At 66.5% G+C, this 14,430-nt stretch carries 9 protein-coding genes; 8 read left to right on the top strand and 1 reads right to left on the bottom strand.

Features of this window, described 5'->3' with window-relative positions; all coding sequences use genetic code 11:
- The first annotated feature begins 53 nt into the window (after positions 1-53).
- The 6 genes from ASE70_RS13285 (at position 54) to bglB (ending at position 9,255) form a co-directional block, all read left to right on the top strand.
- Positions 54-1,940, top strand: coding sequence for a rhamnogalacturonan lyase (locus ASE70_RS13285; RefSeq protein WP_162235981.1), 1,887 nt, complete (start codon positions 54-56; stop codon positions 1,938-1,940).
- Between the two features lie 14 nt (positions 1,941-1,954).
- The gene (locus ASE70_RS13280) at positions 1,955-3,136 is read left to right on the top strand and encodes a rhamnogalacturonan acetylesterase (protein ID WP_056505858.1); all 1,182 of its coding nucleotides are present in this window, start codon (positions 1,955-1,957) and stop codon (positions 3,134-3,136) included.
- Positions 3,136-4,623, top strand: a complete 1,488-nt coding sequence (locus ASE70_RS13275) for a rhamnogalacturonidase (protein ID WP_443024889.1) — start codon at positions 3,136-3,138, stop codon at positions 4,621-4,623. Before ASE70_RS13280 ends, ASE70_RS13275 begins: the two co-directional genes overlap by 1 nt.
- A gap of 66 nt (positions 4,624-4,689) precedes the next feature.
- Complete coding sequence (locus ASE70_RS13270) at positions 4,690-5,004, top strand: L-rhamnose mutarotase (RefSeq protein ID WP_056505621.1); 315 nt, start codon at positions 4,690-4,692, stop codon at positions 5,002-5,004.
- A gap of 5 nt (positions 5,005-5,009) precedes the next feature.
- Positions 5,010-8,009: a glycoside hydrolase family 35 protein gene (locus tag ASE70_RS13265; RefSeq protein ID WP_082451039.1), complete on the top strand. Its 3,000-nt coding sequence runs from the start codon at positions 5,010-5,012 to the stop codon at positions 8,007-8,009.
- 133 nt (positions 8,010-8,142) lie between these two features.
- Positions 8,143-9,255 carry a beta-galactosidase BglB gene (gene bglB / locus ASE70_RS13260; RefSeq protein ID WP_056396732.1) on the top strand — a complete coding sequence of 371 codons (1,113 nt, stop codon included), beginning with the start codon at positions 8,143-8,145 and terminating at the stop codon, positions 9,253-9,255.
- A 251-nt stretch (positions 9,256-9,506) separates the two neighbouring features.
- Here bglB and alaS read toward each other — a convergent pair whose 3' ends face one another.
- On the bottom strand, positions 9,507-12,152 hold the full coding sequence (alaS, locus tag ASE70_RS13255; protein ID WP_056505618.1) for an alanine--tRNA ligase: 2,646 nt from the start codon (positions 12,150-12,152) through the stop codon (positions 9,507-9,509).
- 108 nt (positions 12,153-12,260) lie between these two features.
- Between alaS and ASE70_RS13250 the strand changes: the two genes are divergently transcribed.
- Both ASE70_RS13250 and ASE70_RS13245 read left to right on the top strand, forming a co-directional pair.
- Positions 12,261-13,595 carry a dicarboxylate/amino acid:cation symporter gene (locus tag ASE70_RS13250; protein ID WP_056505616.1) on the top strand — a complete coding sequence of 445 codons (1,335 nt, stop codon included), beginning with the start codon at positions 12,261-12,263 and terminating at the stop codon, positions 13,593-13,595.
- Complete coding sequence (locus tag ASE70_RS13245) at positions 13,595-14,419, top strand: tryptophan 2,3-dioxygenase (protein ID WP_056505613.1); 825 nt, start codon at positions 13,595-13,597, stop codon at positions 14,417-14,419. The genes ASE70_RS13250 and ASE70_RS13245 overlap by 1 nt, the downstream gene beginning before the upstream one ends.
- Positions 14,420-14,430 lie beyond the last annotated feature (11 nt).

Below are 14,430 nucleotides of genomic sequence, written 5' to 3'. Positions count from 1 at the left end.
TATGATATTTGTGTCCATATGGTGAAACAATATGGGTGATGGGAGAATGGGTGATGCGTGGTTCGATCTTGGTCATGCTGGCGGTGACGGTGGCGTCGGGTGCCATCGCCGCGTCGCCGGGGACGGCCGCAACACCCTCGCGTCAGTACGAACGACTCGACAGAGGACTGGTCGCGGTCCCGGCGATCGGCGGCGGGAACCATGTGTCGTGGCGGCTGCTGGCGACCGATCGCCCGGGCGCAGCGTTCCGGCTGCTGCGCGACGGCAAGGTGATCGCGGCTCGGGTAACCGGCGCATCGAGCATCCATGACCGGACCGGGACGCCCGCCGCCCGCTATCGCCTCGAAACGATCGGCAGGCGTGAGCAACCGGCGAACGCCGCGGTTTGGGACAAGGGCTATTGGTCGATCCCGCTCGACGTGCCCGGCGAACGGGTGACGCCGGCGGGGGAGCACTATGGCTATACCGCGAACGACGCCAGCGTCGGCGACGTCGATGGTGATGGACGCTATGAGATCATTCTGAAATGGGACCCGACCATTTCGAAGGATAACGCCTTTGGCGGCTATAGCGGCGAGACGCTGATCGATGCCTATACGCTGGAGGGCAAGCGGATGTGGCGGATCGACCTCGGCCGCAACATCCGGTCGGGCGCGCATTATACGCAGTTCATGGTGTACGACTTCGACGGTGACGGTCGGGCGGAGATCATGGTCAAGACCGCCGATGGCACGGTCGACGGCACCGGCCGCATCCTTGGCGACGCGCGGGCGGACTGGCGGGCGAAGGATGGCGAGCTGCCGCAGGCCGACCGGACCGGTGCCACGACCCTGCCCGACGGGCGGAAGGTCGCACGAGTGCAGGGGCGCATCCTGTCGGGGCCCGAATATCTGACCGTGTTCGAGGGGACGACGGGACGCGCGCTGGCGACGCAGCCCTATGCCCCGCCCCGTGACAGCGACACGCCCGCCGGGCTGCAGGCATTGTGGGGCGATGGCTATGGTAACCGCTCCGACCGGTTTCTGGCGGGTGTGGCCTATCTGGATGGCACGCGACCGAGCGGCATTTTCGGGCGTGGCTATTATGCGCGATCGACGGTCGCCGCATGGGACTGGCGCGACGGCAAGCTGACGCAGCGCTGGCTGTTCGACAGCGCCGCGCCGGGCAATGCGAAGTTCGGCGGACAGGGGAACCACAATCTGTCGGTCGCCGATGTCGACGGCGATGGCCGCGACGAGATCGTCTATGGGTCGATGGCGATCGACGACGACGGCAAGGGGCTGTGGAGCGCCGGGTTGGGGCATGGCGACACGATGCACCTCGGCGATCTCGATCCGACCCGGCCGGGGCTGGAGAAGTTCGGCGTGCATGAGGAAGTGCCGCGGAATGGTGGGTTCGGGTCGGCAATGCTCGACGCGCGGACCGGCAAGATTTTATGGACGACACCGGCGACGAAGGACACCGGGCGCGGGCTGTCGGCTGATATCGACCCGCGCTATCCGGGCGAGGAGAACTGGAATTCCAGTACGCCGCACCTGTACACCGCCAAGGGACAGATCATCCCCGGTGCGAAGCCGAAGGTCGCCAATTTCGCGATCTGGTGGGATGGCGATGCGTTGCGCGAATTGCTCGATCGCAATCGGATCACGAAATGGGATTGGCAGGCGGGAACCGAGGTGCCGTTGCTGATCGCCGAAGGGGCGACGTCGAACAACGGCACGAAATCGACGCCTGCGCTGTCGGCGGATATTCTTGGCGACTGGCGTGAGGAAGTGATCCTGCGCAGCGAAGATAATCGCGAGCTGCGCATCTATGCCACCCCCTTCCCCACGACGATTCGGCGGGCGACGTTGATGCACGACCCAGTCTATCGGCTGGGCATCGCGTGGCAGAACACCGCCTATAACCAGCCGCCGCACCCCTTGGTCGCGCCCAAGTGATCGCGGCGTTCGCGATGTTGCTTGCCGGACAGGCGGTGCCCGTGACCTATCGGTTAGACGACGCCACGCCACGCAGCGGGGAGATTCGGGTAGGGCGTGATCGGCCCTATCGCGACGGCTATGGCTATGAACCGGGTGGCGGACGGCGGTTCTCGGTGGCGGTGCCGGAAGGGAATTGGCGGGTTACGCTGACCATCGGCAACAAACGGGCGGCGACGACGACGGTCAAGGCGGAAGCGCGACGGTTGATGCTGGACCGGGTGGCGACGCGCGCCGGGCAGCGGCTGGAACGCAGTTTCGTCGTCCATACACGAACGGCCGCACTGACACCGCCGCCGGCCAATGCGCCGGGCGGCACCATGGTCCGCCTGAAGCCGCGTGAGGTCGGCAGCCCGACGTGGGACGATCGGTTGACGCTGGAACTGCTGGGCGACGCCGCGGTCGATACCGTGCGGATCGAGCCGGCCGAGGTGCCGACGCTGTACCTTGTCGGGGATTCGACCGTCACCGACCAGCCGTCCGAACCGGCGGCGAGTTGGGGGCAGATGCTGCCCGCCTTTCTCGACGGGCAGGTCGCGGTGGCCAATCATGCCGAATCCGGTGAGACGCTGAAATCGTTCCTGACGGAATTGCGGCTCGACAAGGTGCTGTCGACGATCGGCAAGGGCGACTGGCTGTTCATCCAGTTCGGCCATAACGATCAGAAGGCGCAGTGGCCGCAGACCTATGTCGAGGCGGGGACGACCTATCGTGCCTATCTGAAGGCCTATATCGCCGAGGCACGGCGGCGCGGCGCCACGCCGGTGCTGGTGACCAGTCCCGAACGGCGGAATTTCGATGCCACGGGACGGATCACGCCGTCGCTCGGCGACTATCCGGCGGCGGTCCGGGCGGTCGGTGCCGAAGAGGGGGTGGCGGTGATCGATCTGAACGCGGCCAGCATCGCCATCTACGAAGCGCTGGGGCCGGCGGTCAGTCCGCAGGCGTTCAACGATGGTGGGGCGGACCGGACGCACCATGACAATTACGGGGCGTGGCTGCTGGCGCGCGCGGTCGCGGAGGGCGTTCGGACGCTGCCGGGGATGGCGGCGCATGTGACGGCCGCGCGGTTCGATCCGGCGCGGCCGCCACTGCCGGCGGCGGTGGCGATCGTCCCGAGTGGCGCGCGCAGCGACGTGCGGCCGGACGGCAATTGATCGACCGGCGCGCCATGTTGCTGGGGATGCTCGCCCTGCCCTTTCCCGCCCACGCCGCGCGGCGGTTCGACGTGCGGGCGTTCGGGGCGAGGGGCGATGGGCGCACGCTCGACACGGCGGCGGTGCAGCGCGCGATCGATGCGGCGGCGGGTGGCGGGACGGTCGTCGTTCCGGCAGGGCGATACCGGTGTTTCACGCTGCGACTGGCTAGCGAGGTGACGCTGGTTCTGGAACGGGGCGCAGTCATCGTCGCCGCCGATCCGGCGCGGGACGGTGGGCGCTATGCGCTGCCCGAGGATCGCGGCGAGCAGCTATATCAGGATTTCGGGCACAGCCATTGGCACAACAGCCTGATCGTCGGCGACGGCGTGTCGCGGGTCTCGATCCTCGGGCCGGGGACGATCGATGGCGAGGGGCTGACCCGTGACGGACCGGGGGCACGCTGGCGCAAGCAGGCGGGCGAGCGACCGCTGTCGATGCGGCAGATGACGGCCGAGGAGATCGCGCGGCTGGAACCCGATGCGGCGCGGATGGCAGGATTGGGGAACAAGGCGATCGCGCTGGTCGAGGCGCAGGACGTGCGGATCGAGGGGCTGACGATCGCGCGTGGGGGGCATTTCGCGATCCTTGCCACCGGATGCCGAGGCATGGTGCTGCGCGACCTGACCATCGATACCAATCGCGACGGGATCGATCTGGACGGGGTCCGCGACGTGCTGGTCGAGCGGTGCCGGGTGAATACGCCCAATGACGATGCCATCGTATTGAAGAGCAGTTTTGCGCTCGGCCGGGCGATCCCGTGCAGCGACGTGACGATGCGCGACTGTATCGTGTCGGGCTATGATCCGGGGACGCTGATCGATGGCACGCGGGGGCGGACGCAGCAGCTTGCCCCCGACCGCGACCGGGTGACCGGGCGGATCAAGCTGGGCACCGAGAGCAATGGCGGTTTCCGACGAATCCGGATCGAGCGGTGCCGGTTCGAGCGGTCGCGGGGGCTGGCGCTGGAGACGGTCGATGGCGGGGTGATTGAGGACGTGGTGGTCCGCGACCTGACCATGGCGGAGGTGACCACCGCCCCGCTGTTCCTGCGGATCGGCGACCGGCGGCGGGGGCCGGCGGGGACCGGGGTCGGCGCGATCCGGGGCGTGACGGTCGAGGGGCTGCGGGCGACGGGGATCGACCACCGGTTCGCGGCGACGCTGGCGGGGTTGCCGGGGCACCCCATCGAGGACGTAACCCTGCGGAATATCAGCCTTTCCTATCTGGGCGGGGGGCGGCCGGTGGCAGCGCCACCGGAGTTGGCCGATGCCTATCCCGAGCCGAGCATGTTCGGGCCGACGCCGGCATGGGGGTTGTGGTGCCGGCATGTGCGGGGGCTGACGGTCGAAGGGCTCGACCTGACCACGGCGGGCGATGGCCGGGCGGCGATCGGGTTGGAGGATGTCGCGGGGGCGAAGTTGACGAAGGTGACACGTAGCGATTGACCCGGATCATGCGCTATTCTATATTTTGAATATAACGTTCACATAGTGAACATAGAGGAGGGGCCGATGGCGCGCCACGCGTTTCGGATGCAGTTGAAGCCGGGGATGGCCGCCGAGTATCGCGCGCGCCACGACGCGATCTGGCCCGAATTGTCGGCGCTGCTGCGCGAGGCAGGGATTTCCGACTACTGGATCTTCCTCGATGAGGAGACCGGCGCGCTGTTCGCGACGCTGGAACTGGCCGAGGAGAACCGGCGCGATAGCCTTCCCGCGCACCCGGTCATGCAGCGGTGGTGGGAGTCGATGGCGCCGCTGATGGAAACGCAGGCCGACAACCGCCCGCTCGAATGGTCGCTCACCCCCATGTTCCACATGGCATGACCGGCATGTTCCGTCGCCTGCTCCTGTGTGGCGTTGCCGCGTCGATGTTGACGCCGGCGATGGCGCAGACCGCGAAGCCGACCGCCAATCTGGCCGCGCCGGTGAAAAAATTCGGGCGCGTGTCGTATGATGCGCGGTCGCTGATGATCGATGGCAAGCGGCTCACCATCTGGTCGGCCGAGGTCCATGCGTTCCGCCTGCCCTCCCCCGATCTGTGGCGCGACGTGTTGCAGAAGATGAAGGCGAGCGGGTTCAACACCGTCGCCTTCTATTTCGACTGGGGGTTCCACAGCCCGAAGCGGGGTGTGTACGACTTCAGCGGCATCCGCGACATCGACCGGTTGCTGACCATGGCGGCCGAGGAAGGACTGTACGTCATCACCCGTGCCGGGCCGTATGTGAATGCGGAGCTGACGCGCGGTGGCTTTCCTGGATGGCTGGTCAACCAGCGCGCACGGGCGCGGACCGACGATCCCGATTACCTCGCCGCCGTCGACGAGTGGCTGTCGCAGATCAACCCGATCATTGCCCGCCACCAGATCAATGGCGGCCCGAAGGGAGAAAAGGGCGGCAGCGTGATCCTGCACCAGATCGAGAACGAACTGGCGCTGACCACCCCGGCACAGGGGCGGTATATGGATCACCTATATGCCAAGGCGCGGGCGGACGGGATCACCGTGCCGCTGTTCCACAACGATCAGGGGCGCAACGGATATTGGGTGCCGCGCGGGTCGAACGTGGCGAAGACGGTCGAAGGTTCGCCCGACCTGTACGCGTTCGACGGCTATCCCGGCGGCACCTGCACCGTCGGTGGCAAGGTGACGCGCGGGTCGGCCGCGCCCGACTGGGGCTTTTACGGTCCGGGCGGATCAAGGGGCGGCGCTTCGGCCAGTCCGAATACGCCGGGCTTCGCGGCGGAATTCGGCGGCGGCTGGTTCGATTACTGGGGATCGAACGGCGGGTATGAATGTAACGCCCGCCAGCGTGGCAAGCGGTTCCAGCGGGTGTTCTATGGCACCAACCTAGCCAACGGCATCGCCATCCAGAGCTTCTATATGGGGTTTGGCGGCACCAGCTGGGGCTGGCTGCCGGCGCCGGTGGTCTTCACCAGCTATGATTATGGTGCGGCGTTCAGCGAGGCGCGCGAGGTGCGCGAAAAGGCCGAGGAGCTGAAATCGCTGGCCGGCATGATCGCGGCGGTGCCTGATCTGGCGGGGATGGTGCCGGCGGGGCCGGTGACGATCTCTTCGCCGGACATTCAGGTCTATCACAACAAGTCGCCCGAGACCGACGCCCGGTTCCTGCTGGTGACGCATAACCCGTCGAACAAGGCTACCGACGACCGCTTCACCATCACCGCCGACCTGCCCGACGGGCGCTATACGCTGCCGGAGATGCGGCTGAACGGGTTCGATGCGAAGTGGCTGGTCGCGGGTGTCGATCTGGGCGGGCAGCGGCTGGTCTATGCGACGTCGGAGTTGCAGTCGCATCTGCGGATCGATGGCGGCGACGTGCTGCTGCTGTACGGGCGGGCGCAGGAGGCGGGTAAGACCGTGCTGCGCTATGCCAGTGCGCCGACCGTTCGCGTAATTGCGGGTGAGGTGCGGTCGTCATTCGATACGGCGAAGGGCGATTTGCGGCTCGACTATACCCATGGGGCGTTGGCGCGGGTGCAGGTGTCGGGCGGCGGCCGCCCGCCGATGACGCTGCTGATCGGCGATGAGGCCGAGGTCGCGACATTCTGGAAGTCGGGCGACGTGCTGGTGCGCGGGCCGGCACTGGTGCGGTCGGCGAAGTTGCGTGGATCGGTCTTGGCACTGGCGGGCGATACGAAGCAAGCGACACCGCTGGAGCTTTGGGCACCCAAGGTCGCGCGATCGGTGACGTGGAATGGCGTGCGGGTCGCGACCGGTGTCGGGAGTGCAGGGAGCGTCGTTGCCCGCAGCGCCCTGCCCGGTCCGGCGGCGGTGACGCTGCCGGTGCTGGGCGATTGGCGGATGGCACCCGGCACGCCCGAGGCGGAACCGGGCTTCGACGACAGCCAGTGGCAGGCGATCGACAATCGCGCCTATGCCAGCATCACCGCACGCCCCGACGGGCAGCCGAACATGCTGATGGACGCCTATGGCTTTCACGAGGGCGATGTCTGGTATCGCGGGCGCTTCACCGGCACGCCCGATGCCGAACGGTTGCGGCTGTATTACGGGGCCGGCGGATCGGGGATGGTGCAGGTCTTCCTCGACGGGAAGCTGATCGGGCAGGACGAACTGCCCGGCGGGCTGCCGCGACCGATCACGACGGGGACGGCGACGATCGCCCTTCCGGATGCGGCGCGGACGCCGGGCGAGCATATCCTGTCGGTGATGCTGCGCAACAACGGCCATAACTGGGATCTCGACGCCGACGATTTCCACAAGGAAGCGCGCGGGTTGGTATCGGCATCGGTCGAGAAGCAGGCGGGCGACTCCTTCGCCATTCCCGTCGCGTGGAAGATTCAGGGGCGGCAGGGCGGCGAGGATATCGTCGATCCCGTCCGCGGTGTCGCCAATAATGGCGGGCAATTTGGCGAGCGGATGGGCTGGCATCTGCCGGGATTCGACGATGCGCGCTGGGCGAAGGTGTCGCTGCCGGCGACCTCGGCACCGGCGGGGACCAGCTGGTATCGGACCCGTTTCGACCTGAACGTGCCCAAGGGGCAGGATGCGACGATCGGGGTGTCGTTCGGCGATGCCTCGGTTCCGCGATCGCCGGTCGATTACCGGGTGCTGGTGTTCGTCAATGGCTGGCACATGGGGCAGTTCATCGCCCATGTCGGGCCGCAGCGGACCTTCGTCGTGCCCGAGGGCGTGCTGAACCATCGCGGGCGCAATGTTCTGTCGCTGGCGGTGACCAGCGATGGCGCGCCGGGCAACGCGCTGGAAGCCGTGAAGCTGGTGACGATGCGCAACGTTCGCGGCGGGGTGCCGGTGCGGATGGTCGATGCACCGGCGGTGTTGGGGGAGTGATCCCTCACCCCTTTCCGTACCCCCGCGAAGGCGGGGGTCCAGAGCCGCAGGCGGCACGCTTGTGGCCCTAGGCTCCCGCCTGCGCGGGAGCACACCAAGTTTTGAACGAAACAACCTTTCTTCCGGAGCTATCATGGCCGCGCTGACCCACGACATTCCCCGCCGACAGGTGACCGACGCCATCGCGCTGCTGATGGACAATCTGGTCAATATCAAGGACGAGACGGGCGAGTTCCTGCTCCACCTCGACGACGGACGAATCATCGATACCAAGGGCTGGGCCGGGTGGGAATGGACGCATGGCGTCGGCCTGTTCGGCATGTGGCGCTATTATGAGCAGACCGGCGACAAGGCGGCACTGGCGATCATCAAGCAATGGTTCGAGGATCGCTTTGCGGAAGGGACTCCGACCAAGAACATCAACACCGTCGCGCCGTTCATTACCCTCGCCTATCTGTACGAGCATGAGCCGGATCCGCGCTATATCCCGTATCTGGATACATGGGCGGAATGGCTGATGGCCCCGGACGGCCTGCCCAAGACCGAGGAGGGCGGGTTCCAGCATATCGTCTATAATGACGAGAATCCGGGCGAGATGTGGGACGACACGCTGATGATGAGCGTGTTGCCGCTGGCCAAGATCGGGCTGTTGCTGGGCCGGCCGCACTATGTCGAGGAGGCGAAGCGCCAGTTCCTCGTCCATATCAAGTATCTGTTCGACAAGAAGACCGGGCTGTGGTTCCACGGTTGGGATTTCAACGGGCGGCACAATTTTGCCGAGGCGCTGTGGGCGCGGGGAAATTGCTGGGTCACGATCGCGATTCCGGAGATTATCGAGATTCTGGACCTGCCCGTTGGCGATGCGTTCCGGATGTTCCTGATCGATACGCTGGCGGCGCAGGTGAAGACGCTGGCCGAGACGCAGGACGAAAGCGGGTTGTGGCATACGCTGATCGTCGATCCGACCAGCTATCTGGAAGCGTCGGCGGCGGCGGGGTTTGCGTATGGCATCCTGAAGGCGGTGCGGAAGGGGTATCTGCCGCGTGCGTATGAGGCGGTCGGAATCAAGGCGGTGCGCGGGGTGCTGGCCAATATCGATGCGACCGGCGAGTTGAAGCAGGTGAGCTTCGGGACGGCGATGGGGGATACGCAGCAATTCTATAAGGATATCGCGCTGACCTCGATGCCGTACGGGCAGAGTCTGGCGGTGTGTGCGCTGGCCGAGTTTTTGCGGACGTATATTTGAGGGGTCCGACAGGCTCTTGGTAGAGAACGTACCCCCGCGTAGGCGGGGGTCCAGGGTCGCGGGCGGTGCGCTGCTTGGCTCTGGATCCCCGCCTTCGCGGGGATACGGTTGGGGGGGCGCGCCCTCCCCTCATAAACGACGTACCCCGGCGGAGGCCGGGGCCCAGTTGGTAAGGCCTTCGCGAGATGCGGACAGCTTCACCCGACTGGGCCCCGGCCTTCGCCGGGGTACGGTATTGTTTGTGGCTGGCGTCAGCCGGCCAGCAGCACCTTGATCGCGTCGATCGCCTCGGCACCCTTCGACCCGTCGGGGCCACCGCCCTGCGCCATGTCGGGACGGCCGCCGCCGCCCTGCCCGCCGAGTGCCGCGACTGCTGCCTTGACCAGATCGACCGCGCTTACCCGGCCGACCAGATCGCTCGACACGCCGACCGCGACCGAGGCGCGGCCGTCGTTGACCGCGACCAGCGCGACCACGCCCGACGGCACGCGGGTGCGGGCCTCGTCGATCGTGCCGCGTAGCGCCTTGGCTTCGAGGCCGTCGATGACCTGTCCGAGGAAGGCGATGTCGCCGACCTGTTCGGGACCGGCGGGGGCGGCACCGGCACCGCCGCCCATCGCGAGCGCCTTCTTCGCTTCGGCGAGTTCGCGTTCGAGGCGGCGGCGATCCTCGACCAGTTGCGCGACACGCGCCGGCACTTCGTCGGGGGTCGCCTTCAGCGCGGCGGCGGCTTCGCGCAGCTTCGCGTCGCGGTTGCCGAGCCACTGGCGCGCAGCCTCTCCGGTCAGCGCCTCGACCCGGCGGACGCCCGACGACACCGCACCTTCGGACACGATCTTGAACAGGCCGATTTCACCCAACGCATTGACGTGCGTCCCGCCGCACAGCTCGATCGAATAGGTGCCGTCCGCATCCTGCCCCATCGACACGACGCGGACCTCGTCGCCATATTTCTCGCCGAACAGCGCCATCGCGCCCATCGCGATCGCGTCGTCAGGGGTCATCAGCCGGGTGGTGACGCCGCCATTGCCGCGGACCTGCGCGTTGACGTCGGCCTCGACCAGCGCCAGCGCATCGGCGGCGATCGGCGAGGGTTGCGAGAAGTCGAAGCGCAGGCGTTCGGGCGCGACCATCGATCCCTTTTGCGCGACATGGGTGCCCAGCTGTTCGCGCAGCGCCTCGTGCAGCAGATGCGTCGCCGAGTGGTTGGCGCGGATCTGCGCGCGGCGGGCATGGTCGATGGTGAGGGCGACGCTGTCGCCGACCTTGAGCGTCCCCGCCTCGATCGTCGCGACATGGGCGTGGAGCTTGCCGAGCTGCTTGGCGGTGTCGGTGACGGTCGCCTTGAACCCGGCATCGGTCGCCATGGTGCCGGCATCGCCGACTTGGCCGCCGCTCTCGGCATAAAAGGGGGTCTGATTGGTCAGCACCAGCACCTCGTCGCCGGCCTGCGCCGATTCGACGCGCGCGCCGTCGCGCACGATGGCGACGACTTGCCCCTCGCCCGCCTCGACCGAATAGCCGATGAATTCGGTCGGGCCGGCGGTTTCGAAGACATCGAACCAGATTTCGTCGGATGCCTTGGCCCCCGAACCTTTCCACGCGGCGCGGGCGGCCCGCTTCTGTTCGGCCATCGCCGCGTCGAACCCGGCGCGGTCGACGGCGTAGCCCTGCGCGCGCAGCGCGTCCTCGGTCAGGTCATAGGGGAAACCGAACGTGTCGTAGAGCTTGAAGGCGGTCTCACCGGCCAGCGTCGCGCCATCGGCCATGCCGGCGGTCGCTTCGTCGAGGAGCTTCAGCCCCTTGTCGAGGGTACGGCGGAACTGGGTTTCCTCTTGGCTGAGCGTGGCTTCGATCAGCGGCTGCGCGCGGACCAGCTCGGGATAGGCCGCGCCCATTTCGGACACGAGCGAGCCGACCAGCCGGTGCATCAACGGGTCCTTCGCCCCCAGCAGATGCGCGTGGCGCATCGCCCGGCGCATGATGCGGCGCAGGACATAGCCGCGGCCGTCAGCGGCAGGCAGCACGCCGTCGGCGATCAGGAACCCCGACGCGCGCAGATGGTCGGCGATGACGCGATGGCTGGCCTGCATTTCCCCTTCCGCGCGGGTGCCGGTCAGTTCGCACGATGCGGCGATCAGCGCCTTGAAGGTGTCGGTATCGTAATTGTCCGACACGCCCTGCATCACCGCCGCGATGCGTTCGAGGCCCATGCCGGTGTCGATCGACTTCTTGGGCAGGTCGCCGACGATCTCGTTCGCGTCCTGCTCGAACTGCATGAACACGAGGTTCCAGATCTCGACGAAGCGGTCGCCGTCCTCGTCCGGCGAACCGGGAGGGCCGCCGGGGATGTGGTCGCCGTGATCGTAGAAGATTTCCGAACATGGACCGCACGGGCCGCTGTCGCCCATCGCCCAGAAATTGTCCTTGGTCGGGATGCGGATGATCCGGTGATCGGGCAGCCCCGCAATCTTCTTCCACAGGTCGAACGCTTCGTCGTCGGTGTGATAGACGGTCGCGGTCAGCTTTTCCGGGGCCAAGCCCCAGTCGCGGGTCAGCAGCGTCCAGGCATTCAGGATCGCCTGTTCCTTGAAATAATCGCCGAACGAGAAATTGCCGAGCATTTCGAAGAAGGTGTGATGCCGCGCGGTATAGCCGACATTGTCGAGGTCGTTATGCTTGCCGCCGGCGCGCACGCACTTTTGCGACGATGTCGCCGTCACATAGGGTCGCGTTTCGAGGCCGGTGAACACGTTCTTGAACGGCACCATCCCCGCATTGACGAACATCAGCGTCGGGTCGTTCTGCGGAACGAGCGGCGCGGAAGCTACGCGGGCGTGGCCCGCCTTCTCGAAAAAATCGAGGAACGAGCGGCGAACATCGTTGGTCGAGGTCATTTCGGTTCGATACGCAGGCACGGGCCACTTGCCAAGCTGGGACAAGCACGGGGTTGACCCGGACGAAACATTCCCGTCCTTTCCCACGCAAACGATCAGGGACGACGCATGGCCAAGCGGCTTACGACTTTCATTCTCATCGCGCTCGTCGGGGGCCTCGTCCTCGGCTGGGCGTTGAACGCCGCGCTGGACGATGGCGGCGGTGCCGGCACCGCGACGCTGAAGAATATCGCCTATTACCTGTCCGCCGTGACCACCGTGTTCCTGCGGCTGATCAAGATGATCATCGCGCCGCTGGTGTTTTCGACGCTGGTCGTCGGTATCGCGCATATGGGCGACAGTTCGTCGCTGGGCCGGGTCGGCCTGCGCTCGTTCGGCTGGTTCGTGATGGCGAGCTTCATCTCGCTGATGCTGGGGCTGCTGCTGGTCAATCTGTTGCAGCCGGGCGTGGGCCTCGGGCTGCCGATCCCGCCGGTCAGCGCCGATAGCGGCGTCGCCAAGCCCGCCTTCGATTTCGTCAAGTTCGTCGGCCATATCTTCCCCGCTTCGGGGATCGAGGCGATGGCGACCAACGAGATCCTGCAGATCGTCATCTTCTCGCTGTTCATCGGCGTCGCGCTCACGGCGGTCGGCGAGAAGGCCGCGCCGCTGGTCCGCGCGCTCGAAGGGCTGGTCGCGGTGATGTTGCAGGTCACCGATTACGTCATGCGCTTCGCCCCGTTCGCGGTGTTCGCGGCGGTGACGGCGACGCTGGCCGAGCGGGGGCCGGGGATCATCGGTGACCTCGCCTATTTCATGGGCAGCTTCTATCTGGGGCTCGCGACGCTGTGGACGGTGCTGATCGGCATCGCCTTCGCCATCATCGGCCCGCGGGTGAAGATGCTGCTGCGCTATCTGCGCGATCCGATCCTGCTCGGCTTTTCGACCGCGTCGTCGGAGGCCGCCTATCCGCGCACCCTGGAAGCGCTCGACCGGTTCGGGGTGCCGCCGCGCATCGCCAGCTTCGTGCTGCCGCTCGGCTATTCGTTCAACCTCGACGGGTCGATGATGTACATGACGTTCGCGTCGATCTTCATCGCACAGGCGTACGGCATCGACCTCAGCTGGGGACAGATGTTCCTGATGCTGCTGGTGTTGATGATTACGTCGAAGGGGATTGCGGGCGTGCCGCGTGCCAGCCTGGTGGTGATCGCCGCGACGCTGGGCATGTTCAACATTCCCGAAGCCGGATTGCTGCTGATCCTTGCCATCGATCACTTCCTCGACATGGGGCGTACCGCGACCAATGTCGTCGGCAATGCGATCGCCGCCAGCGTCATCGCGAAGTGGGAGGGCGGATTCGACACGCCCGAATCGCCGGTGATCGAACCGCTGCCGACGCCGTCGGGCCATCCGCGCACCGATGTGCCCGACAGCTTCCGTGATATGGGCGAGCCGAAATAATGGAGAGCCGCGAGGCGGATCGCCCCGCCCCGCCGGAGTGTGGGCCGACCTATACCAGCTATCTGCGGCTCGACACGTTGCTCAACTGTCAAACGCCGCTGTCCGACACGCATGACGAATTGCTGTTCATCGTCATCCATCAGGCGTCGGAGCTGTGGATCAAGCTGTGCCTCCACGAGCTGGAAGCGGCGCGGCAGGCGCTGATCGCCGACCGGCCGGGCATCGCGTTCAAGATGATGGCACGCGTCGCCCGCGTGCAGCAGCAGCTGATCCAGAGCTGGGAAGTGCTGGCGACGATCACCCCCGCCGATTATTCGGCGATGCGCGGCAAGCTGGGCGGCAGTTCGGGGTTCCAGTCGGTGCAGTACCGGCTGCTCGAATATATGCTGGGGGCCAAGAAGGCGGGGTTGCTGGCGGCGCATGACGGCGACCCGGCGGCGCAGGCGGTGCTGAGCGAGGCGTTGGCAAGAACCAGCCTGTATGACGAGGCGCTGCGGATGCTGGCGCGGCGGGGGTTCGACATTCCGGCCGACCGGTTGGAGCGCGATTTCACCCAACCCTATGTCGCGTCGCCCGCGGTCGAGGCGGCGTGGCAGGCGGTGTATCAGGACCCCGATCGCTGGTGGGACCTGTATGAACTGGCCGAGAAGCTGGTCGACCTCGAATATCGGGTCCAGCTGTGGCGGTTCGGCCATCTGAAGACGATCGAGCGGATCATCGGCTTCAAGCGCGGCACCGGCGGAACGGCGGGCGTCCCCTATCTGGCGAAGGTGATCGACGAAGTGTTCTTTCCCGAATTGCTGGCCGTGCGGGTGGCGTTGTGAGGTCGCTGGCG

This window comes from Sphingomonas sp. Leaf22 (genome assembly GCF_001421715.1).
Taxonomy (GTDB): domain Bacteria; phylum Pseudomonadota; class Alphaproteobacteria; order Sphingomonadales; family Sphingomonadaceae; genus Sphingomonas.
The sequence above is the reverse complement of the archived record's forward strand: the minus strand, read 5'-3'. Positions and strand labels throughout refer to the sequence as shown.

Bases quoted from the DNA above. Each gene is read 5' to 3' on its own strand.
- ASE70_RS13285 (WP_162235981.1), top strand. From the start codon at position 54: ATGCGTGGTTCGATCTTGGTCATGCTGGCGGTGACGGTGGCGTCGGGT.
- ASE70_RS13280 (WP_056505858.1), top strand. From the start codon at position 1,955: ATGTTGCTTGCCGGACAGGCGGTGCCCGTGACCTATCGGTTAGACGAC.
- ASE70_RS13270 (WP_056505621.1), top strand. From the start codon at position 4,690: ATGGCGCGCCACGCGTTTCGGATGCAGTTGAAGCCGGGGATGGCCGCC.
- ASE70_RS13265 (WP_082451039.1), top strand. From the start codon at position 5,010: ATGTTCCGTCGCCTGCTCCTGTGTGGCGTTGCCGCGTCGATGTTGACG.
- bglB (WP_056396732.1), top strand. From the start codon at position 8,143: ATGGCCGCGCTGACCCACGACATTCCCCGCCGACAGGTGACCGACGCC.
- alaS (WP_056505618.1), bottom strand. From the start codon at position 12,152: ATGACCTCGACCAACGATGTTCGCCGCTCGTTCCTCGATTTTTTCGAG.
- ASE70_RS13250 (WP_056505616.1), top strand. From the start codon at position 12,261: ATGGCCAAGCGGCTTACGACTTTCATTCTCATCGCGCTCGTCGGGGGC.
- ASE70_RS13245 (WP_056505613.1), top strand. From the start codon at position 13,595: ATGGAGAGCCGCGAGGCGGATCGCCCCGCCCCGCCGGAGTGTGGGCCG.